Annotated in this window: 22 protein-coding genes, 3 tRNA genes and 1 pseudogene; 12 read left to right on the plus strand and 14 right to left on the minus strand. The window is 49.6% G+C overall.

Annotated elements, in window-relative coordinates:
- The first annotated feature begins 7 nt into the window (after window positions 1-7).
- The 3 genes from fliQ to rcsA all read left to right on the plus strand — a co-directional run bounded on the left by fliQ (window position 8) and on the right by rcsA (window position 1,985).
- On the plus strand, window positions 8-277 hold the full coding sequence (gene fliQ, locus ACLD11_RS11145; protein ID WP_000187355.1) for a flagellar biosynthesis protein FliQ: 270 nt from the start codon (window positions 8-10) through the stop codon (window positions 275-277).
- A gap of 8 nt (window positions 278-285) precedes the next feature.
- Window positions 286-1,080, plus strand: a complete 795-nt coding sequence (fliR, locus tag ACLD11_RS11150; protein ID WP_108638430.1) for a flagellar biosynthetic protein FliR — start codon at window positions 286-288, stop codon at window positions 1,078-1,080.
- A gap of 281 nt (window positions 1,081-1,361) precedes the next feature.
- The gene (gene rcsA / locus ACLD11_RS11155) at window positions 1,362-1,985 is read left to right on the plus strand and encodes a transcriptional regulator RcsA (protein ID WP_000103971.1); all 624 of its coding nucleotides are present in this window, start codon (window positions 1,362-1,364) and stop codon (window positions 1,983-1,985) included.
- Between the two features lie 38 nt (window positions 1,986-2,023).
- Here rcsA and dsrB read toward each other — a convergent pair whose 3' ends face one another.
- Window positions 2,024-2,218: a protein DsrB gene (gene dsrB, locus ACLD11_RS11160; RefSeq protein ID WP_000867218.1), complete on the minus strand. Its 195-nt coding sequence runs from the start codon at window positions 2,216-2,218 to the stop codon at window positions 2,024-2,026.
- A gap of 128 nt (window positions 2,219-2,346) precedes the next feature.
- Here dsrB and yodD point away from each other — a divergent pair, with 128 nt between their 5' ends.
- On the plus strand, window positions 2,347-2,574 hold the full coding sequence (yodD, locus tag ACLD11_RS11165; protein ID WP_079944175.1) for a YodD family peroxide/acid resistance protein: 228 nt from the start codon (window positions 2,347-2,349) through the stop codon (window positions 2,572-2,574).
- A gap of 309 nt (window positions 2,575-2,883) precedes the next feature.
- Window positions 2,884-3,699, plus strand: a complete 816-nt coding sequence (locus ACLD11_RS11170; RefSeq protein WP_023137972.1) for a mannosyl-3-phosphoglycerate phosphatase-related protein — start codon at window positions 2,884-2,886, stop codon at window positions 3,697-3,699.
- On the opposite strand, the gene dgcQ is transcribed toward ACLD11_RS11170, so the two are convergent.
- From dgcQ to ACLD11_RS11185, 3 genes are all read right to left on the minus strand, one after another.
- Window positions 3,678-5,390 (minus strand): cellulose biosynthesis regulator diguanylate cyclase DgcQ, encoded by a 1,713-nt coding sequence (gene dgcQ, locus ACLD11_RS11175; RefSeq protein WP_411014908.1) that lies wholly within the window; start codon window positions 5,388-5,390, stop codon window positions 3,678-3,680. The genes ACLD11_RS11170 and dgcQ overlap by 22 nt on opposite strands.
- A gap of 161 nt (window positions 5,391-5,551) precedes the next feature.
- Window positions 5,552-5,737 carry a YodC family protein gene (locus tag ACLD11_RS11180; protein ID WP_000232161.1) on the minus strand — a complete coding sequence of 62 codons (186 nt, stop codon included), beginning with the start codon at window positions 5,735-5,737 and terminating at the stop codon, window positions 5,552-5,554.
- A 76-nt stretch (window positions 5,738-5,813) separates the two neighbouring features.
- A complete protein-coding gene (locus ACLD11_RS11185) occupies window positions 5,814-6,731 on the minus strand; it encodes a DUF808 domain-containing protein (RefSeq protein WP_411012200.1) in 918 nt (305 codons plus the stop codon).
- Between the two features lie 169 nt (window positions 6,732-6,900).
- Between ACLD11_RS11185 and yedA the strand changes: the two genes are divergently transcribed.
- Entirely contained in the window at window positions 6,901-7,821 is a 921-nt protein-coding gene (gene yedA, locus ACLD11_RS11190) for a drug/metabolite exporter YedA (RefSeq protein WP_411014909.1), read from the plus strand.
- On the opposite strand, the gene ACLD11_RS11195 is transcribed toward yedA, so the two are convergent.
- From ACLD11_RS11195 to drpB, 4 genes are all read right to left on the minus strand, one after another.
- Window positions 7,810-8,280, minus strand: coding sequence for a very short patch repair endonuclease (locus ACLD11_RS11195; RefSeq protein WP_219558732.1), 471 nt, complete (start codon window positions 8,278-8,280; stop codon window positions 7,810-7,812). The genes yedA and ACLD11_RS11195 overlap by 12 nt on opposite strands.
- On the minus strand, window positions 8,261-9,691 hold the full coding sequence (locus tag ACLD11_RS11200; RefSeq protein ID WP_411014910.1) for a DNA cytosine methyltransferase: 1,431 nt from the start codon (window positions 9,689-9,691) through the stop codon (window positions 8,261-8,263). Before ACLD11_RS11200 ends, ACLD11_RS11195 begins: the two co-directional genes overlap by 20 nt.
- A 73-nt stretch (window positions 9,692-9,764) precedes the next feature.
- Window positions 9,765-10,460: a phosphohydrolase gene (locus ACLD11_RS11205; RefSeq protein WP_411014911.1), complete on the minus strand. Its 696-nt coding sequence runs from the start codon at window positions 10,458-10,460 to the stop codon at window positions 9,765-9,767.
- A gap of 79 nt (window positions 10,461-10,539) precedes the next feature.
- A complete protein-coding gene (gene drpB, locus ACLD11_RS11210) occupies window positions 10,540-10,851 on the minus strand; it encodes a cell division protein DrpB (RefSeq protein WP_350389490.1) in 312 nt (103 codons plus the stop codon).
- A 649-nt stretch (window positions 10,852-11,500) separates the two neighbouring features.
- On the opposite strand from drpB, the gene ompS1 reads away from it, so the two are divergent.
- On the plus strand, window positions 11,501-12,679 hold the full coding sequence (ompS1, locus tag ACLD11_RS11215) for a porin OmpS1 (protein ID WP_411014912.1): 1,179 nt from the start codon (window positions 11,501-11,503) through the stop codon (window positions 12,677-12,679).
- A 260-nt stretch (window positions 12,680-12,939) separates the two neighbouring features.
- On the opposite strand, the gene ACLD11_RS11220 is transcribed toward ompS1, so the two are convergent.
- The 5 genes from ACLD11_RS11220 to ACLD11_RS11240 form a co-directional block, all read right to left on the minus strand.
- Window positions 12,940-13,128, minus strand: a complete 189-nt coding sequence (locus ACLD11_RS11220) for a hypothetical protein (RefSeq protein ID WP_024131109.1) — start codon at window positions 13,126-13,128, stop codon at window positions 12,940-12,942.
- A 10-nt stretch (window positions 13,129-13,138) separates the two neighbouring features.
- Window positions 13,139-13,351: a cold shock domain-containing protein gene (locus ACLD11_RS11225; RefSeq protein WP_000208509.1), complete on the minus strand. Its 213-nt coding sequence runs from the start codon at window positions 13,349-13,351 to the stop codon at window positions 13,139-13,141.
- 457 nt (window positions 13,352-13,808) lie between these two features.
- Window positions 13,809-15,077, minus strand: coding sequence for a Y-family DNA polymerase (locus ACLD11_RS11230; protein WP_411014913.1), 1,269 nt, complete (start codon window positions 15,075-15,077; stop codon window positions 13,809-13,811).
- Window positions 15,078-15,079: 2 nt separating this feature from the next.
- Entirely contained in the window at window positions 15,080-15,499 is a 420-nt protein-coding gene (locus tag ACLD11_RS11235) for a translesion error-prone DNA polymerase V autoproteolytic subunit (protein WP_023200548.1), read from the minus strand.
- Between the two features lie 589 nt (window positions 15,500-16,088).
- Window positions 16,089-16,178 (minus strand) — tRNA-Ser (locus tag ACLD11_RS11240).
- Between the two features lie 88 nt (window positions 16,179-16,266).
- On the opposite strand from ACLD11_RS11240, the gene mtfA reads away from it, so the two are divergent.
- The 5 genes and pseudogenes from mtfA to ACLD11_RS11265 all read left to right on the plus strand — a co-directional run bounded on the left by mtfA (window position 16,267) and on the right by ACLD11_RS11265 (window position 18,370).
- A complete protein-coding gene (mtfA, locus tag ACLD11_RS11245; protein WP_000598926.1) occupies window positions 16,267-17,064 on the plus strand; it encodes a DgsA anti-repressor MtfA in 798 nt (265 codons plus the stop codon).
- A gap of 100 nt (window positions 17,065-17,164) precedes the next feature.
- A tRNA-Asn gene (locus tag ACLD11_RS11250) sits at window positions 17,165-17,240 on the plus strand.
- Between the two features lie 179 nt (window positions 17,241-17,419).
- Window positions 17,420-17,684 (plus strand): annotated as a pseudogene (locus ACLD11_RS11255) (Arm DNA-binding domain-containing protein); the annotation flags it as partial.
- Between the two features lie 168 nt (window positions 17,685-17,852).
- A tRNA-Asn gene (locus ACLD11_RS11260) sits at window positions 17,853-17,928 on the plus strand.
- Between the two features lie 163 nt (window positions 17,929-18,091).
- Window positions 18,092-18,370 (plus strand): Arm DNA-binding domain-containing protein, encoded by a 279-nt coding sequence (locus ACLD11_RS11265; protein ID WP_411014914.1) that lies wholly within the window; start codon window positions 18,092-18,094, stop codon window positions 18,368-18,370.
- A gap of 317 nt (window positions 18,371-18,687) precedes the next feature.
- On the opposite strand, the gene ACLD11_RS11270 is transcribed toward ACLD11_RS11265, so the two are convergent.
- Window positions 18,688-19,029, minus strand: coding sequence for a winged helix-turn-helix transcriptional regulator (locus tag ACLD11_RS11270; protein ID WP_023137514.1), 342 nt, complete (start codon window positions 19,027-19,029; stop codon window positions 18,688-18,690).
- Window positions 19,030-19,074 lie beyond the last annotated feature (45 nt).

The raw sequence follows: 19,074 nt of genomic DNA on the forward strand, positions 1-19,074 counted from the left end.
GCGCAAAATGACTCCTGAATCCGTCATGATGATGGGCACCGAGGCGATGAAAGTCGCTCTCGCCCTGGCTGCGCCGCTGTTACTCGTCGCGCTGATTACCGGCCTCATTATCAGCATCTTACAGGCCGCGACTCAGATTAATGAAATGACGCTGTCGTTTATCCCTAAAATCGTCGCGGTATTCATCGCAATTATCGTTGCCGGCCCGTGGATGCTCAACCTGCTGCTGGATTACGTACGCACTCTGTTCAGCAATTTACCTTATATCATCGGATAAACAGAACGATGATACAGGTTACAAGCGAGCAATGGCTATACTGGCTGCATCTCTATTTCTGGCCTTTGCTGCGCGTACTGGCGCTGATTTCAACGGCACCCATTCTCAGCGAGCGCGCTATACCCAAGCGGGTAAAACTGGGGTTGGGAATAATGATTACCTTCGTTATCGCACCGTCGCTACCGGCAAACGATACGCCGCTTTTTTCTATTGCCGCCTTATGGCTGGCGATGCAACAAATTCTGATCGGTATTGCGCTGGGATTTACCATGCAATTCGCCTTTGCGGCGGTGCGTACCGCAGGTGAGTTTATCGGTCTGCAAATGGGGCTTTCCTTTGCCACCTTCGTCGACCCGGGCAGCCACCTGAATATGCCGGTTCTGGCGCGTATTATGGATATGCTCGCCATGCTACTGTTTCTCACCTTTAATGGCCATTTGTGGCTTATTTCGCTGCTGGTCGATACCTTCCATACTCTGCCCATCGGTAGTAACCCGGTGAACAGTAATGCATTTATGGCGCTCGCCAGGGCCGGAGGACTCATTTTCTTAAACGGACTGATGCTGGCATTGCCGGTCATTACCCTCCTGCTTACGCTCAACCTGGCGCTGGGGCTATTAAACCGCATGGCGCCGCAGCTCTCGATATTTGTTATCGGTTTCCCGCTTACCCTCACCGTCGGCATTATGCTGATGGCCGCGCTAATGCCATTAATTGCGCCGTTTTGCGAACATTTATTCAGCGAAATTTTCAATTTGCTTGCTGATATTGTTAGCGAGATGCCGATAAATAATAACCCATGATTTTTATCCTGTTTTACTAAGGTTTATCCGAAAATAAATTTTAAAAAACATTCACCAGGATATATCCGCTGCCCCTTATTTGTTTTTACTTCACTCACATAACGCAACATTCACTTTACTTTAAGATGATTCCTGGCAAATTATATGTAACTTTACGGGATAGTAAGTTCGCCTGAAAAACCGCGTAAGCGTTGTCTAAGGTGACTATTCGTGTTCCGTCTGATTATGGTGAGTTATTCAGGTAAGGGGAATTATCGTTACGCATTGAGTGAGGGTATGCCATGTCAACGATTATTATGGATTTATGCAGTTACACCCGGCTAGGGTTAAGCGGGTATCTGGTCAGCAGAGGGGTGAAAAAAAGGGAAATCAACGACATCGAAACCGTTGACGAACTCGCTATCGCTTGTGGCGCGCATCAGCCTTCGGTGGTGTTTATTAATGAGGACTGTTTCATTCATACGCCTTCAGACAGTCAACAAATAAAGCAAATCATTAATCAACATCCTGACACGTTATTTATTGTTTTTATGGCAATTGCTAATGTGCATTTTGATGAATATTTATTAGTAAGAAAAAACTTATTGATTAGCTCGAAATCGATTAAACCTGACTCGCTGGATACCATTCTTGGCGATATTCTGAAAAAAGAGTCGGGTATTTCAGGAACCATAAATTTACCAACATTATCGTTAAGTCGAACTGAATCCAGCATGTTGCGAATGTGGATGGAAGGTCAGGGAACCATTCAGATTTCTGACAGAATGAATATTAAAGCAAAAACAGTATCCTCCCATAAGGGGAATATAAAAAGAAAGATAAAAACGCATAATAAACAAGTGATCTATCACGTAGTGCGGCTGACAGATAACGTCACTAACGGCATTTTTGTTAACATGCGCTGAGACATCCGGACTGGCAATGTACCTCCAGTCCGGCTCAATTAGTCCTGCTCCGCCTTCTCGACAAAAATACCATCCTGGTGACCTGACTCATTGAAGAACCAGATGCCGAGCGGGTAATCCTCCAGCGAAACCAGGTACATTGTGCCTTCACTAAATTCTTCCACTGCCAGTACCACGCCCGGTCGGCGGGGACCGCCGTCCGTTTTAACGGTTACCCGATCATTCACCTTCATCATTTTCCTCCTGTCGCTTTGTGCCAGTGTAGAACAATTTTCTGCGTCTGACAGCGCCTTGCCGGCGTGTTTGCTGGTTTTCTCAACGGTCTATACTTAGGCTGTCAGGAACCCGTGAGGTAGTGAAGATGAAAACGGCAAAAGAGTACAGTGATACGGCCAAGCGCGAAGTGAGCGTCGATGTAGATGCGCTACTGGCGGCCATCAATGAAATCAGCGAAAGCGAGGTTCACCGTAGCCAGGAAGATCCTGAGCGGGTGAACGTAGACGGACGGGAATATCATACATGGCATGAATTAGCTGAAGCATTCGAGCTGGATATTCATGATTTTAGTGTAACAGAAGTAAACCGTTAAAAATGGCCGAAAAAAATCCCGGCCCTACGGGTCGGGATCAAACTTGCTTATGCAAGAAGCACTTGAAAATTCGTTACACCAGGAAATCTGATGTGAGATTTACCTTATCTGCAATTTTTTTGCATGACAAGTAAATATTTTTTACATGAATGATTAAGTGCGCTAATAGTTCGGTAGCAAAAGTGTGACAACGCATGTGCTGCCTGGAAGCGACGGGATCGGTTCCAGTTAGCGTTCGACTTCTTTCGGGTGTGCTTTAGGACTTTTCCTGGAAATAAGCCCGCCGTTGCAACGGAAAATGAGGAAAAAATGCTCTCAATCCATGACCCCTTGCTGATTTTTACCGATCTGGACGGCACATTGCTGAACAGCCACACTTTTGAGTGGCAGCCCGCGGCTCCCTGGCTTACACGCCTGCATGAAAGCGGCGTGCCCGTGATCCTCTGTAGCAGTAAAACCGCGGCTGAAATGCTCCAGCTCCAGACGACGTTAAATCTACAGGGACTGCCGCTGATTGCGGAAAACGGCGCGGTGATCCAACTGGACGTTCATTGGGAAGACCATCCCAACTATCCCCGCCTGATAGCCGGTATTTCTCACAACGAAATCCGCCTCGTCCTGCATAAGTTGCGTGAAAAGGAACAGTTTAAGTTCACCACATTTGATGACGTTGACGATCAGGTGATAAGCGAATGGACGGGCCTAAACCGGGCACAGTCTGCCCTAACCCGTCTGCATGAAGCGTCGGTGTCGCTGATCTGGCGCGATAGCGATGAACGCATGGCGCAGTTTGTCACCCATTTAAATGACCTGGGACTGCAATTTGTCCATGGCGCCCGTTTCTGGCATGTGCTGGACGCCTCCGCCGGTAAAGATCAGGCTGCTAACTGGCTGATAGAAGCATATCGTCGGCAGTGGCGCGCGCGTCCTCTGACGTTGGGACTAGGAGACGGCCCCAATGATGCGCCTTTACTGGATGTGATGGATTATGCGGTTGTCGTTAAAGGGCTAAACCGGGAGGGCGTACATTTGCGTAACGACGATCCTCAGCGCGTCTACCGTAGCCAGAACGAAGGGCCGGATGGCTGGCGCGAAGGAATGGACTATTTCTTTTCCCGCTCCTGAGTCGCGTCGCTGGCGCAAATACGGTTACGTCCGGACTGTTTGGCGTAATAAAGCCGTTTGTCGGCCAGCGACTGCAACTGCTCAAAATCATAGTCGCCGTATTCCTCCGCGCTACTAATCCCCATTGACGCGCTGATACGAAGCGTCGTGCTTTTCGTCACCAGAATCTCTTTGTCATTAATGCGCTGGCGTATGCGTTCGGCAATCTGCAGCGCCTGCGCTTTCGTCGCGCCAGGCAGCACGATACAAAACTCTTCGCCCCCTACCCGTCCGGCGATGTCGTGCGCTCGAATGGTGCTGCCAATGAGCCCAGCGGCATGGGACAACACGCGATCGCCTGCCTGATGGCCAAAGCGATCGTTAACGCTTTTAAAATAATCTAAATCCAGCTGTATCACAGAAAATGGCTGGCGGGCTTCCCGGTAGCGCTTTGCCAGCCTGGACGCTTTTTCAAACAGCGCGCCACGGTTATACAGCCGGGTCAGCGGATCGTGCCATGCCTGCCATTGCAGCGAATTTTGCAGAACAAACATGTTTTTGACCATATGTCGAATAACGCCCCAGGAGATCAACAGCATCGCCGTAAAAAGCACCCATAACAGCGTCAGCGCGATACTAATACTGCCAAAATTCCCTTGTATGCCTTCACGTAATGTATGCACGCGCAGCAGGACGCCATCAAAATGATCCAGCCGCTCCCAGCTTACATAATGCGTTCCTAAACGCAGCCCGCCCAGGGTATCTTTTTCTATTTCACGCGCCAGTAAGGCGCGCTCACGGTCATTTAACGTATTCGCGGTTTGTTGTTCCGGCGCGGAGTCCGTCAACAAACGGAGATGGTTATCGTATAGCTGATATTCCCCTTCAATATCCTTTTCGGCCGCATCGCGCAGGAACCGCTGTAATGACGCAACGGGAATATCCATTGCCAGTACGCCATACCAGTAATTATCGTGATCCAGCGGTAGACTGGCTGTCACTTTTTTCTGCTCGTCAGCAACATAGGGCTGTGCGGAGGTAACCCACCGCACGCCGCGCTGTGGGTTACGCCGTTGGCTTTGCTCGATAAACCAGGGCTGGGTCACGTACTGATAGTAACGGGAGACAATATCGCTACCGTACGCCGTAGGGAGAGTTGAGAGGTAAAACCCTGAGCGAGAAACATACATCGTCTCCAGCGTCAGCATGGCGGATGAGCGCGCCAGACGCGCCAGATACCCTAACTCCAGAGTGGCGGTTAATTCATTTGCCAGGTCACGACTCTCCCGCGAAAGAAGCGTCGTCCGGGCGACAAATTGATCGGAAACGCCATATAACGGCAATGTCCGCCGCTTATCCAGCTCCAGTTGCCAGAAATGTCTGACGCGTCGTTGCTCAAATTGCATCACCGCGCTTTGCAATGCGGAAAAAGCCAGCGGCGCCACCAGCGCTTCATGCATACCGTTGCGTAAAAAGATCAACCTATCCATGTTGAATTGCAGTTGGCGGTCAAGGACATTCGCGACGCTCCCCAGATGATTGCGCTGACTGGCGACATACGCGTCTTTCAGTATTATCACCTCCCGCCAGGTAAGTAGCGTCGAGAACAGCATCACGATCAGAAAACAGGTGTTGACGACATGACCGGGACCAAAACGCCGCGCCAGCTTTTTAAACCAGCCTTGATTGTCTAACAGTGTTTCGTGCGGCACCCTGGTAACTCCTGGTTATTGATACAACGCCCCCTGATGGCTTGCGGCAGCCAGACATCAAGGGATACCACTCAATCCTGGCATAACCAGGTAGCAGCATGTCGCAGCGCGACGACTCTTTTTCTCCACAGCAAAACGCCCGGCATTAACCGGGCGTTTTGTCATCGGGCTTCGTCCCGCACGCGCCTTTCCTTGCCTGGCACGAGCTCATTCTCATGGAATGCCTCCCGCTTTACGCCAAAACCATCATACCAGCGACACTCTACCATTCCGCTGGAATAACCGGTGACGATCATCCGGGGCCCACCCTCTTTCACGGTAACTTCCTCACTGACAGAAAAGACCATACCTGCCTCCTGTATCAGATGAAACGTTTTCACCTTAGACGAGGATGGGCAATTTTGCATAATTCATTGTAGAAAATCAGTGCGAAACACCGCGAATTTTCGCCACACCTTTCACCAGCGCCACCACAATGGCGCCGATAATAAAGCCGAGCACCAGATTCAGCCCCGCAGGGATCGTATGCGCCATGAAAGCCCCCTGCTGCTGCGCAAAATGTTCAATGGCATGGTGTAGCGGCGCAATACCGTGTACGACAATCCCGCCGCCGACCAGAAACATCGCCAGCGTACCGACAATGGATAATGCTTTCATTAACCAGGGCGCGGTAATCAGTAATCCTTTACCGACGCCCTGCGCCAACACGCTACGCTTTTCCGCCAGCCAGTACCCCATATCATCCAGTTTGACAATAATACCCACCAGGCCATACACGCCAATAGTCACAACCAAAGCAATCCCCGCCAGCACCAACACCTGATTAAGCAGCGGCGCCTGCGCGACAATCCCCAGGGTAATGGCCACAATTTCAGCGGACAGAATGAAATCGGTACGGACCGCCCCTTTTACTTTATCTTTTTCAAAGGCCAAAGGATCTTGCGCAGCCAGCGCCTCAAGACGTTTTTGCCGCTCCGCCGGGTCTTCTTTGTGTTTTCGCGCCTCAAAGGTATGCAGGACTTTTTCTACCCCTTCAAAGCAGAGAAACGCGCCGCCTAACATTAATAAAGGCGTAATGGCCCACGGGATAAATGCGCTTATCAGCAGCGCCAACGGCACCAGAATAACCTTGTTGATTAATGATCCTTTCGCCACGCTCCATACCACTGGCAGCTCGCGATTAGCGCGAACGCCGGTCACTTGCTGCGCATTGAGCGACAGGTCGTCCCCCAGTACGCCCGCGGTTTTTTTCGCGGCCAATTTGCCCATTACCGAAATATCGTCCAGCAGCGTGGCGATATCGTCGAGTAATGTCAGTAAGCTACTTCCTGCCAAAATGATTTCCTCGGTCTTTTCTTCTAAGACGTTAAGTATGTAGCAAAACGCGCAATGCCGAAACCGGCGGCGCGGGTCAACGCCTTTTTATTCCAAAAGGACAATTATAATGCTCGCCAGCATAATAATTTTGACGTTTACTATATTCACCCTTTTTATTTCACCGTGAGTGATTATGCGTTTCCGGCAGTTATTACCTCTTTTTGGCGCGCTTTTTGCCTTGTACATCATTTGGGGGTCTACCTATTTTGTTATCCGCATAGGCGTTGAAAGCTGGCCGCCGCTGATGATGGCAGGCGTACGTTTTCTCTCGGCGGGGATGTTGCTCATGGCGTTTTTGCTGCTGCGCGGCGAAAAACTTCCGCCGCTACGCCAGACCATCAACGCCGCGCTGATTGGTCTACTGCTGCTGGCGGTGGGTAACGGTCTGGTGACGGTGGCGGAGCATCAAAACGTGCCATCGGGCATTGCTGCCGTCGTGGTCGCCACTGTCCCGCTATTTACGCTGTGCTTTAGCTACTTTTTTGGTATTAAAACGCGCAAATTAGAATGGGTGGGGATTGCCATTGGACTTGCCGGGATTATTCTGCTGAACAGCGGCGGCAATTTAAGCGGCAATCCGTGGGGCGCGATGTTGATCCTGATAGGTTCGATGAGCTGGGCATTTGGTTCCGTTTACGGCTCGCGCATCGCCCTCCCTGTAGGCATGATGGCGGGCGCGATTGAAATGCTGGCGGCGGGCGTGGTATTGCTTTGCGCGGCGTTTCTTTCCGGCGAAAAGCTCACCACGCTGCCTGGTTTATCGGGGTTTATGGCCGTCGGCTACCTGGCGTTGTTCGGTTCTATTATCGCCATTAATGCCTATATGTACCTGATTCGCAACGTCAGTCCGGCGCTGGCGACCAGCTACGCCTATGTGAATCCGGTTGTCGCCGTGTTGCTTGGCACTGGCCTGGGCGGCGAAAGGTTATCGCCCGTTGAATGGGCCGCGCTGGGTGTGATTGTGTTTGCCGTAGTGCTGGTGACTCTGGGTAAGTACCTGTGTCCCGCCAGGGCAGTGGTCACGCCGTGTAAAACGGAAGATTCACGCCAGTAGATGAATCCCCTGGGTGTCGATCTGCGCGCTGGCGCCGCCGCCGCAGATCCACTCTTCCAGGCGCTCCGCCAACGCCGCGTCGCTCAATTTCGCTCGCCCGCGCAAGGCGCACTCCCAGACGATCAGTACCCGCCAGCCAAGCGCCTGTAAACGCTGAATATCGCGCTCATCGCGCTCAACGTTCTTACCGATTTTTTCCAACCAGAAAGCCGTCCGCGTGGCCGGTACTTTGAACAGATAACAGTGGTGATGATGCCAAAAGCAGCCGTGAGTAAAAATCACACAATCATAGTCATTCACCACAAAGTCCGGCTTGCCCGGTAATGCCGCGTCCTGAGTATGAAACGTAATCCCCTGCGCGCTTAGCAGGCCGGCAAGACGTTTTTCAATAGCCGTATCGCGGGTCGCTATCGCGCGCATATTTTTACTGCGCGTGGCTTTATCGTGAACGTCCGCCATCTACCGTCTCTCTCTGACGCAGCGTCACCGCCTGGTGAATTTTGGGTTCCAGCAGCTTTGCTACCGCGGCAAATACCGGCACCACCACGGAGTTGCCAAACTGGCGATAGGCCTGCGTATCCGAGACAGGTATCCTGAACTGGTACGTTTGCGGCGCCTCAAATCCCATTAAACGCGCGCACTCTCTCGGCGTGAGTCGGCGGGGACGATGTTGTTGGTTGCCAGCATCGTCGAAATTCACTTCGCCTTTCGCCATATCCCAACCACGATCGATCAGAATTTCGGCGCCATCTTTGTAGTAGCGAGCAGATAACGTGCGCGCCACACTTTCCGGATTGTCAGGATAAACCATGCCATAGCCAAAACCGTTTCCCCGCGCCTGGTGCTTTTTCGCGTAGCGATATAAATATTTCCACAGCACCGGCGTCAGGATATATTTGGCTTCGACGACGGGCTCCAGCAGTTCTGCCAGCGTCGGACGGCGCGGTGGATAACAACGGGCGATATTGCGTAACGTAAAATCGGTTTTCAGGTTTAAATCGCGGCGGAATCCCACCAACACAATACGTTCCCGATGCTGAGGCAGAAAGTGCTGCCCGTCGATAATTTTCGGATCGTCCGGGCCATTGTTAGCGGCATCCGCCACGTCATATCCCAGTTCATCGAGCGTTTGCATAATAATGCGGAAGGTGTTGCCCTGGTCGTGACTTTTAAGGTTTTTCACGTTTTCCAGCACAAACAGCGCGGGGCGGCGAGCGTCGATAATTCTTACGACATCAAAAAATAACGTCCCCTGAGTCTCGCAGGCAAAGCCGTGGGCGCGGCCCAGCGCATTTTTCTTGGAAACGCCCGCCAGAGAAAATGGCTGACAGGGAAAGCCCGCCAGCAGGACATCATGTTGCGGAATATGCTGGCGAATGTGTTCCGCCGCCTCATCATCGCTGACCCCTTCCCGGTGGCTCAATGTGATATCGCGGATATCTTCATTAAAGCGATGTTGCAGCGGATCGCAAAAATAGTTCGCTTTATATGTCCGTACCGCGTGCTTATTCCATTCGCTGGTAAACACGCACTGTCCGCCTATCGCTTCAAATCCGCGGCGAATGCCGCCGATGCCCGCGAAGAGATCGATAAAGCGAAAGGCGTAATGCGGATGATGCGCTGGCGGCGTCGGCAACTCTGTTTTAAGACAGGTGAGTTCATTGTCGCTCAAACGATGCCATGCCGCGTTCATCATTACGCGCTTTAAGATGGCCGGGCTCCAGTGCTGTTCGCCCAGGCCGTTAAGGTGCGCCACCAGCGTTTTAACATCGTAGATTTCCAGCAATTGACTCAGCATCGCCTGGATCTCGCTTCCGGCGTCGTCGGCGATGAGGTTCCGGGCGTGTGTTACTGAAATATTTTCCTGCATACATTTAACCGGCCAAAAATAATTGCCGACAGACTAACATAAAATGACGCGGTTTACGTTTTAGCGGCAGGGGTTACTGATGCGTAGCAAACATCTGGATGACCGCCTCATCCCGTGTTTCATAGTCGCCTTTCAGCTCAGCGCTCAGTTTCGCCATGTACGACACCAGAAAATCCGCATTACGCTGCGCCAGGGACTTGCCCCGTTCGGTCTGCATCGTCAGCGGCAGTTTCAGCAGTTTGGTTTGAAAATGGTCGAGCGCGAATTGCTTATCGTTAAGAGGCCGTCTGTCGGCAAAGGGATCGTCGGCATCAAACAGCGCGACGCCCAGCGCGCCGGAGACCGCGAAGACCCGCGCCAGACCAATGGCGCCCAACGCCTCCAGCCTGTCTGCATCCTGTACGATTTTTGCCTCTGGCGTGGTAGGCGCAATTTTTGCGCTGAAGCTATGCGCTTCGATAGCATGGCAAATGCCCGCCAGTTTTTCTGCCGGAAAGTCAGGAAAATCCCGCAGAAAAATACGCCGGGTTTCTGCCGCCGCCAGAATGGAAGAACGATGCCGCTGCGGATGATTTTTCGCCAGGCTGACAATGTCATGGAAATAACATGCCGATAGCACCACCAGCCAGTCGACAGGACTGTTTTTCCCCAGCGTTTGCGCGGTTGCCCAAACACGACGAAAATGGAAGATGTCATGCGCGGCATCCTGTTCCTGGTGGTGGTGACGTAGCCAGTCTTCAAACTGCGATTGCCAGTATCCTGAGTCCATACGCCCTCTCTTTATAGCAGACCATTTTTATTACATGCCTGAGCACAGGGTTCGCTATCCTGACATATCCGCCACCACTTTACATCCCTGCGTGCTTGCGCGTTTCTGGCTGAGTGTCGGCGGGATAAGCCCTGTTTTTGCGAGGCCGGGTATACCAGGCAATACTCCCCAGAATAAGCCAGACGACGCCCAGCGAAAGCGCGTTAAGCCATTTTTCCGTTGCGCTGCCAGGAGTGCTGATTGGGCTGAGAACCGGCTCGGTTTGTATGGCGGACATCAGCCACACGCAACGCGCCATCGCCCAGATGAAGTAGCCGCAAAAGGTATAAAAAACCCATAACGCTAATTTGCCGCCCATGCTACGGGTGGCGTTGTCCTCCCTGGTACTCAAACTTTACTCCGCTTTTGTGATGTAAGTCATATGACATTAATTACATTATAATGTGACATTAGTCACATTTCGACCATAAAATACCTTATCCACCTGTTCTGGTTATTCATTTCACAAATAGTTTATTCTCAGATAATGTTACGCCTGGCGCTGAACCTGCTGTTAAATAAGGGGATGGTGATTGAATCGCATTCTGATATGGAATAACCTATAACCAGAACAACTTATTTTTGCCCACCGCGATAGCGTTTTATTTTATTAGCATTAAATGTCAGAATGATTCGGTTATTAGCCTTTTATCATTTATTTTATCATTACCCACATTACCGGCATTTATGCCGGTTTTTTTTATGCTTTTTCATAATCGAAACATCAAACACATATAAAAAGCAAATTATATTCACATCAATAATTATCAAGTAAAAATACATAACTTACTGATAAAAAATGATAATTATAGAATATACATTCTTGGTTACTTATATAATCAGTATTATAAAAAACCAAATAGAAACAAATTGAAATATTTTAAATACCTTTGTTACATGTTATTTTTTAAATCTCGTGAACTTAATAGAATAGTATCAAACCGTAGTTTTGTTGAAGTAGTTACATATTCATATAAATTATTATCACAAGGGAATACATAATGAACAGAAAAGTTCTGGCACTGCTTGTCCCGGCGTTATTAGTGGCAGGCGCAGCAAATGCGGCTGAAATTTATAATAAAAATGGCAACAAACTCGACCTGTACGGCAAAGTTGATGGTCTGCGTTACTTCTCTGACAATGCAGGCGACGATGGCGACCAGTCCTACGCCCGTATTGGCTTTAAAGGCGAAACGCAAATCAACGATATGCTGACCGGCTATGGTCAGTGGGAATACAACATTAAGGTAAACACCACCGAAGGCGAAGGTGCAAACTCCTGGACTCGTCTGGGCTTTGCCGGTCTGAAATTCGGCGAGTACGGCTCTTTCGATTATGGCCGTAACTATGGCGTTATCTACGACGTTGAAGCCTGGACCGATGTGCTGCCGGAATTCGGCGGCGACTCTTACACCCAGACAGATGTCTATATGCTGGGCAGAACCAACGGCGTTGCCACCTACCGTAATACCGACTTCTTCGGTCTGGTGGACGGCCTGAACTTCGCGTTGCAGTACCAGGGTAATAATGAAAACGGCGGTGCTGGTGAAGGTACAGGTAACGGCGGCAGCCGCAAACTGGCCCGTGAAAACGGCGACGGTTTCGGTATGTCTGCCTCCTACGACTTTGACTTCGGGTTAAGCCTGGGTGCGGCCTACTCTTCCTCTGACCGTACGGACAATCAGGTTGCTCGTGGTTATGGCGACGGCATGAATGAGCGCAACAACTATGCTGGTGGTGAAACCGCTGAAGCCTGGACCGTAGGTGCCAAATATGACGCCTACAATGTTTACCTGGCGGCGATGTACGCTGAAACCCGCAACATGACCTATTATGGCGGCGGCAATGGCGAAGGTAATGGCGGTATCGCTAACAAAACCCAGAGCTTTGAAGTGGTTGCGCAGTATCAGTTCGATTTCGGTCTGCGTCCGTCCATCGCCTACTTGCAGTCTAAGGGCAAAGATTTAGGCGGTCAGGAAGTCCATCGTGGCAACTGGCGTTACACCGACAAAGATCTGGTTAAATATGTTGACGTCGGTATGACTTACTACTTCAACAAAAATATGTCCACCTACGTTGATTATAAAATCAACCTGCTGGACGAAGATGATGACTTCTACGCAAACAACGGTATTGCAACCGATGATATCGTAGGTGTTGGTCTGGTCTACCAGTTCTAAGACGCTTTATGTTATTCAAGCCCGTGCTTAGCGCGGGCTTGTTATTATAGGGCAAGAATTAAATAACGGATAACGGCGCAAAGACAGGTGACCTGGCTTCATCGGATAGATGAGGACAACGTCGCTCTTTTCAGGCGCTGTCTGCAAGAGAAATAACACTTTTGAGGAAAAGAAAATGCCACTATAGATGATGGATGTCAGCGTCTATAGATGATAATCATCCGGGCATAAAAAAAGCTCCTGTACGGAGCTAATATGAATTATTTTCTAAAATCTGGCGGAACCTGCCCTGAGCGAATATATAATCCAACATTATCAAAAGTGATCATAGTTGACTTACAAAAAATACATTTCGCGCCAAATGGGTTTTGCTCAGTAACATCGAATGTCGATGTTCTGTATTGTGAACCATGGCAACATGGACACCGGAAGTGAATTTTATTAGTAATATCAGTTGCCTTAAAGCGCCACAACGTTAACCGCTGATGGACCTTTTGGTCCCTGCTCTACTGAAAACTCCACTTCCTGATTTTCATTCAGAGTGCGGAATTCATTACTTTGAATGGCGGAAAAATGCACAAACACATCTTTGCTGCCATCTTTAGGCGTAATGAAACCAAAGCCCTTTTCAGGGTTAAACCATTTTACTAAACCAGTGATTTTCGTCGTCATAATATTGTTACCTTTTGAATGAGCCCTTGGGCAAAATGGCCTGAAGAAAATTATCAGAGAGAAAAAAACCTAAAGGAGATCTCAAGAGGAACAAATGATGAGAAATATTACAATCACTACTTCAGATAAGTTTGTATCAAACCGCACAACCATTAACGCATGGTTAACTGAACATAGCAAGCTTTAGTTTTGTTAAAAAAATATTAATTGTTTTTTAGCATTATCACGCTGATTGCCATACTCTTTTTTATCTATGCTCGTCGCTACGGCTGAAACCTGGCGTAAATAAGTTACGTCTCACAACGCTTACATAGCAATAAACGAGCAATAAACGCGCCACATTTCCTGATGTCGTAAACCAGGATACATGCGCCTCATCGTGAGAGGTTCCTGTGATCTTGTGCGACCAAAAGAATGGGGACGATTTGGCAACCATCTCAGGCATTGATCGCACAAGTTACTTAACACGCAGTAGATCAGAGTATCTTGTGGTGTACCGAGGCGAAAGCATTTCTCGCTTCATAGCCCACTGTTGCGACATCCCCTGCCCGGCGAAGTACAGCGTCCCCTTCCCGTCTTTTGCGTTAAGATGGTCCAGTACTTCCATCAGCTTCTCACTACCGGCGCGCGGCGCGTTATCGTCGAAAAGGTTGAGTTGCGCTACACCCTGACTGAAGAAGTCACCCAGCATCACCCCCGCTTTCTGGTAGCGATGGCCGTCGCGCCATATTTTATCCAGGCACTTCACAGCCGCATTGATAATGTCGCGTGAATCCTGCGTGGGGGTGAGAAGCGTCACCGCGGCGCTGTTACCGTAGTAGGGCTCGTTCAGGGCAAAGGGCGATGTTTTGACAAATGTTGAGATGAAACGGCAGTACTGATGCTCGCCGCGGAGTTTTTCTGCCGCGCGCGCAGCGTAGCTGTAAACAGCCTGGCGCATTTCCTCATAGTCTGTGACCCGCTCGCCGAAAGAGCGGCTACAAACGATTTCCTGCTTTGCCGGCGCAAACTCTTCAAGCTCCAGACATGGCTCTCCGCGAAGCTCTCTCACGGTACGCTCCAGCACGACATTGAAGTGTTTCCTGATGATCCAGGTACTTTGTTCAGAGAGATCGAGAGCAGTCTTGATGCCCAGGGCATTGAGCTTCTTACTGATGCGCCTGCCGACACCCCAGACATCCTCTACGGGTATCAGGGCCAGCAGCCGACGCTGGCGATCGATGTTCGACAGGTCAACCACCCCGCCGGTCTGGCGCTGCCACTTTTTCGCAGCATGGTTAGCCAGCTTGGCAAGGGTTTTCGTCTGGGCAATGCCTACACCGACAGTCAGGTGCGTGCGCTTCAGGACCGTCGCTCTTATCTCGCGCCCGAAATCTGTCAGATCCCGGCAGTTTCGTACCCCCGTCAGATCACAAAAAGCCTCATCAATGCTGTAAATTTCTACTCGCGGCACCATCTCCTCGAGTGTGGTCATTACCCGGTTCGACATATCAGCGTAAAGCTCGTAATTACTGCTGAAGCAAACAACACCGGATCGCCGGAAGCGTTCTTTCTGTTTGAAGTATGGCTCACCTGGTGCGATACCGAGCTGTTTCGCCTCGGCGCTACACGCGATAACGCAGCCATCATTGTTTGATAACACCACCACCGGTCGGCCACATAAATCAGGACGAAAGACCGTTTCGCAGGAGGCGTAAAAGCTATTAACATCGCAGAGCGCGAACATAATCAACTGACCGCTTTAATGATAAAGGTCACCACCCCGAATATGTCGAGCGTGTCTTCACTGCCGACAGGTATGGGTCGATAGGCACCGTTCATGGGGATTAACTGCACTGTCGGACGCAACTGCAACCGCTTTACGGTGAACTCTCCTTCAATTGCCGCAATGACAATGTCACCGTGGTCAGCGTTCCGTGAGCTATCCACCACCAGCAGGTCGCCGTCGCTGATGCCTGCTTCAATCATTGAATCACCCGTGGCTTTGACAAAATATGTTGAGCTGGGATGAGAAACGAGCAACTCATTAAGATCGATACGCTGCTCAATGTAGTCCGCCGCGGGGCTGGGGAATCCACACGGTACTAAGTAACTGAAAAATGGGAGAGGAATAATTTCGCGCAACTCTATAGGTCTGAAAAATTCCATAATTCATACCTCTAATACTGTTTTTATATACAGTAGTATTATTTAAACATGCGCGCAAGATACCGGAGTCGCTACGGCTGTTTAAATCTTCGTCGCTTCGTTTGTAAGTTTCTCTCTCAGTTCAAATTATGGGTTTTGTAAATTTTCCGGTTGTATTGTCATGTGCGCATATTTAAGCCAGTCTGGAGGCCAGATTTCTGTACAGCGTCGACAGTCCCGCAGCGTAAGTTATCGCCACGCGCCAGCGCGTTTCCCTGACAGCAAGTAATCTTTTGCCTGGCGACCATGTCTACAGGGGAACATTTCGGGCAACAGGCCGGGTGCGATGATTACCGAGGACGACGGCGTTAAGTCGCCGCGAGTGACATCACTGTGAATCCCGATGGGGTACAGCGAAAGACCGGGGCTGAAAACCAGGAGTTGACTTATAATCGAAAAGTAAAAATCACACCATCACTGGCCCCCTCTTCTGGCAGAAAAAGCATAAGATGGCGATACGTTTTTCACGTACTATTCTAACAGAATATTCTAAGTGTATTCTAAGTGTGAGACTGATCGCTGAAAGAAGATGAGCTAAGTGTTTGAATTGTGGCGGAGAGAGGGGGATTTGAACCCCCGGTAGAGTTGCCCCTACTCCGGTTTTCGAGACCGGTCCGTTCAGCCGCTCCGGCATCTCTCCGTATATTGCAATGATGCCAGGTAATTTGGCATTTTAACAGACCCTATTCGGGTAATTTTGTTCAAGTGACGAGTTTACGAGCAAAACGATGATTAAGTGGCCCTGGAAAGCACAAGAAATAACCCAGAACGAAGACTGGCCGTGGAATGATGCGCTGGCTATACCTCTTCTGGTAAACCTCACCGCGCAAGAACAGGCTCGGCTTATTGCGCTAGCCGAACGTTTTTTGCAGCAGAAAAGACTGGTAGCGCTACAGGGATTTGAGCTCGACTCGTTAAAAAGTGCGCGTATTGCGTTAATTTTTTGCTTACCGATCCTGGAGCTCGGTATTGAGTGGCTTGATGGTTTTCATGAAGTGCTCATTTATCCCGCGCCCTTTGTGGTAGATGATGAATGGGAAGATGACATAGGTCTGGTGCACAGCCAGCGTGTCGTACAGTCGGGGCAAAGCTGGCAACAAGGGCCCATCATTCTGAACTGGCTGGATATCCAGGACTCGTTCGATGCTTCGGGTTTCAACCTCATTATTCATGAAGTCGCGCACAAACTGGATATGCGTAATGGCGATCGCGCCAGCGGCATCCCTTTCATCCCGTTGCGCGATGTGGCTGGCTGGGAACACGATCTCCACGCGGCAATGAATAATATTCAGGATGAAATCGATCTTGTTGGCGAAAGCGCTGCCAGTATAGATGCCTATGCCGCCACCGACCCTGCAGAATGTTTTGCCGTGTTGTCAGAGTATTTTTTCAGCGCGCCAGAACTGTTTGCTCCACGTTTCCCGGCGCTATGGCAGCGTTTTTGCCAGTTCTATCGCCAGGATCCTTCTCAGCGCTTACGGGTAAACGCTGCTGAAGGCGACTACGGCGAGGAATCCGAACATTAATTCCTCACTTTGTGGGTTAATTAACCAATTGAATTGGCGCGTTAATTTTACTGTTGACACGTTATAGCTGGCCCAGTATTATGCGCCTCGTTGAAACAATTCCTCTGTAGTTCAGTCGGTAGAACGGCGGACTGTTAATCCGTATGTCACTGGTTCGAGTCCAGTCAGAGGAGCCAATTTAAGGAAAGCAGACGTTCACTGACGTCTGCTTTCTGCATTTATATCAACTGGTTATTCCCTTCTTCAGGTTCACTCTCGTTCACTAAAAACCACTCGAAGCCATACCCTTTTGCTGGTAAAAATGCTGGTAAAGCTGGTTCGATTTGCGTTTTACCAGCACGCGGAGGGAACCGTCATGTCACTTACTGATACTAAAGTAAAAAATGCCAGACCAGCGGAAAAGGCTGTCAAGCTCACTGACGGGTTTGGCCTCTATCGGTTCGAAATACTGGCAGTTGGGCTACCGCTATTATGGCAATCAGGAGGTGTTTTCCATTGGGGTTTACCCTGCTGTATCGCTTGCCGATGCCAGATAATGCCGTGACGAGGCTAAAAGGTAGCTGGCTCAGGGGATTGACCCGAACGCAAAAAAACAGGCTGATGAAAAAATCCTTCAGGAAAATTTGACTTGTGTAATTACAGACAAAGTTGCGCCATGCCGGAGCAAAGTATGGATTAGATCAAAACTTCAACGCTTTGTTGTTTTTGTCAGCAAACAAACGCGCAACCTTATTTCCCCCTTTGACAAGCCGATCGCACATCGTTACTATGCGCCCCGTTCACACGATTCCTCTGTAGTTCAGTCGGTAGAACGGCGGACTGTTAATCCGTATGTCACTGGTTCGAGTCCAGTCAGAGGAGCCAGATTTTAGTTTCGGGACATCCTGGCGAGTCCGGAGACATTTAAAAAACAAGAAGTTATCTTTACCCGGTTGATCTGATAAGGTTTGCCGGGTTTTTTGACATCCATAGTTTTTGGGGCTTAATCGGGGCCTCACGGTTCGTTGAGTAAATGGAGCCCCCTCCTATGGCATTAACCGATACCGCTATCCGCAAGATCAAATTCACCGAGAAATCCTTCAAGATCACCGACAGTTTAGGACCCAACCTGCTGCTCAAACCCAACGGCTCAAAACTCTGGTACATGAAGTACGTTGATGGCAAAGAGAAGAGGCTAGAAGCTAGCCTTCGTTACTATCTGGCGCAGGGGCTTAGCAGGAAAGAGGCGCTGGCGATGGTAGCGATGGATTTGGGGCATGGTGACGGGCGTGGGCGGTATGTGGCGCAGGTGTATAGCCAGTTCTGACAGTCGGCTAAGAACGGGATATAGCCATTCGCCCCCTAAGGCTTACACTTTGAAGTGATTCAGAAAATATCTGCATTTATCTATCATGATATGCAGGCTATCAGCTAAGCTACGATAACGTGTTCCTAAATAGTGTGGAATAGCAGATCGCTTTGAGGGAACTCAGCCCGGATTGTGCGATCTGATCAATCGCTAAGCATCACCAGTCACCAGCCGGACTGAGCGATGCCAATCATTACACCGATCGCCGAAGTCTGCTATGAACAGTTGAGAATTACTCAGAGTTGTTCATCATCTGTATCCACACCACTAAATTATTAGTTGCGGTTTTTCCCACCCCAATCACACATTAAATCCAGAATTGGCATTAATGATTCCCCTCGTTTTGAAAGACTGTATTCAACTTTGGGCGGTATTTGAGGATACTCCACCCTATTGATTATTCCATCTTGTTCGAGTTCTTTCAGAGTATTACTCAGAGTTTTGAAAGAAATCGTACCGATGCGGCGTTTAAGCTCGTTGTATCGCATGACTGGTTTATTTTCATTTAACCAGTACATAACTATCATTTTATATTTCCCGCTAATTAAGGAAAGCGTATAACCAAAATCGGTTTCCTCCAGGTTGATACCAGTCTGTGAGCATGTCTCAGTCACCATTTACACTCTCCTTTTGGTAAGTATATAACCTAAATTTGCGTACTT

Origin of the sequence: Salmonella sp. 741265116_PST, assembly GCF_046567715.1 — a bacterium.
Taxonomy (GTDB): domain Bacteria; phylum Pseudomonadota; class Gammaproteobacteria; order Enterobacterales; family Enterobacteriaceae; genus Salmonella; species Salmonella enterica.

What these genes read in the sequence shown, in the direction of transcription:
- fliQ (WP_000187355.1), top strand. Translation starts at nt 8, where the DNA reads ATGACTCCTGAATCCGTCATGATGATGGGCACCGAGGCGATGAAAGTC.
- fliR (WP_108638430.1), top strand. Translation starts at nt 286, where the DNA reads ATGATACAGGTTACAAGCGAGCAATGGCTATACTGGCTGCATCTCTAT.
- rcsA (WP_000103971.1), top strand. Translation starts at nt 1,362, where the DNA reads ATGTCAACGATTATTATGGATTTATGCAGTTACACCCGGCTAGGGTTA.
- dsrB (WP_000867218.1), bottom strand. Translation starts at nt 2,218, where the DNA reads ATGAAGGTGAATGATCGGGTAACCGTTAAAACGGACGGCGGTCCCCGC.
- yodD (WP_079944175.1), top strand. Translation starts at nt 2,347, where the DNA reads ATGAAAACGGCAAAAGAGTACAGTGATACGGCCAAGCGCGAAGTGAGC.
- ACLD11_RS11170 (WP_023137972.1), top strand. Translation starts at nt 2,884, where the DNA reads ATGCTCTCAATCCATGACCCCTTGCTGATTTTTACCGATCTGGACGGC.
- ACLD11_RS11180 (WP_000232161.1), bottom strand. Translation starts at nt 5,737, where the DNA reads ATGGTCTTTTCTGTCAGTGAGGAAGTTACCGTGAAAGAGGGTGGGCCC.
- yedA (WP_411014909.1), top strand. Translation starts at nt 6,901, where the DNA reads ATGCGTTTCCGGCAGTTATTACCTCTTTTTGGCGCGCTTTTTGCCTTG.
- ACLD11_RS11195 (WP_219558732.1), bottom strand. Translation starts at nt 8,280, where the DNA reads ATGGCGGACGTTCACGATAAAGCCACGCGCAGTAAAAATATGCGCGCG.
- ACLD11_RS11200 (WP_411014910.1), bottom strand. Translation starts at nt 9,691, where the DNA reads ATGCAGGAAAATATTTCAGTAACACACGCCCGGAACCTCATCGCCGAC.
- ACLD11_RS11205 (WP_411014911.1), bottom strand. Translation starts at nt 10,460, where the DNA reads ATGGACTCAGGATACTGGCAATCGCAGTTTGAAGACTGGCTACGTCAC.
- ompS1 (WP_411014912.1), top strand. Translation starts at nt 11,501, where the DNA reads ATGAACAGAAAAGTTCTGGCACTGCTTGTCCCGGCGTTATTAGTGGCA.
- ACLD11_RS11225 (WP_000208509.1), bottom strand. Translation starts at nt 13,351, where the DNA reads ATGACGACGAAAATCACTGGTTTAGTAAAATGGTTTAACCCTGAAAAG.
- ACLD11_RS11230 (WP_411014913.1), bottom strand. Translation starts at nt 15,077, where the DNA reads ATGTTCGCGCTCTGCGATGTTAATAGCTTTTACGCCTCCTGCGAAACG.
- ACLD11_RS11235 (WP_023200548.1), bottom strand. Translation starts at nt 15,499, where the DNA reads ATGGAATTTTTCAGACCTATAGAGTTGCGCGAAATTATTCCTCTCCCA.
- mtfA (WP_000598926.1), top strand. Translation starts at nt 16,267, where the DNA reads ATGATTAAGTGGCCCTGGAAAGCACAAGAAATAACCCAGAACGAAGAC.
- ACLD11_RS11265 (WP_411014914.1), top strand. Translation starts at nt 18,092, where the DNA reads ATGGCATTAACCGATACCGCTATCCGCAAGATCAAATTCACCGAGAAA.
- ACLD11_RS11270 (WP_023137514.1), bottom strand. Translation starts at nt 19,029, where the DNA reads ATGGTGACTGAGACATGCTCACAGACTGGTATCAACCTGGAGGAAACC.